The organism is Komagataeibacter melaceti (assembly GCF_003403295.1).
In the GTDB taxonomy this organism is placed as follows: Bacteria; Pseudomonadota; Alphaproteobacteria; order Acetobacterales; family Acetobacteraceae; genus Komagataeibacter; species Komagataeibacter melaceti.
Map to the genome: position 1 here is coordinate 1 of NZ_QUWV01000238.1, position 636 is coordinate 636.

Consider the following 636-nt stretch of genomic DNA (forward strand, 5'->3'; position numbering starts at 1 on the left):
GCCACCACCACCGCCGCCACCGCCGCCGGAGATCACGCAGCCGCCGCCGCCGTACATTCCGCCGCCCAAGATTCAGGTGCCGGTACCGCCGCCGCCGATGCATGTGACGCATACGAAGCCGCCGAAGGCCATGCCGCCTGCAAAGGCCGCACCGCCGGCTGATGCGGTCGTGTCCAACGCGCCGCCGGTTGCCGATCACTCGGCCGGTACGTCGCCGCTGAACCACGTGGTGCCGGAATATCCGGAAGAAATGTCGGAAGAAGGTCGTGAAGGCATCGTATCGGTCGCCTGTGACGTTGAGGCGACAGGCGTGACCAGCAATTGCCAGGTGGTCAGCGTAAAGGGCGGTGACGCCTTCGCCGATGCCGCCCTGAAGGCGGTGCGCCGTTCGCGTTACGCGCCGGCAGTCAAAAATGGGGTGCCTGTCAAGGAATTCCACCATCTCTATACGATCACGTTCAGTCTGAATGACTGAGCCTGAGTATCAAGGTCAGGCGCGGCGGGGGCCGGCAGCACCCCGTCGCCTCGGAAAAAACATCCTGCTCCAGAGGATTTTGGTTAAATGATCAGACTGCATCGTAAACATACTCTTGTTGCCTCGGCTGCGTTCGCTGCCATGTTGTGTGCTGCCTCCCC

1 protein-coding gene is annotated in these 636 nt (G+C 62.7%); it reads left to right on the forward strand.

Going from position 1 to position 636, the window contains the following annotated elements; all coding sequences use genetic code 11:
• On the forward strand, positions 1-475 hold a 475-nt coding region (locus DY926_RS16770; RefSeq protein WP_148707848.1), incomplete at its 5' end, for an energy transducer TonB.
• Positions 476-636: the final 161 nt, after the last annotated feature.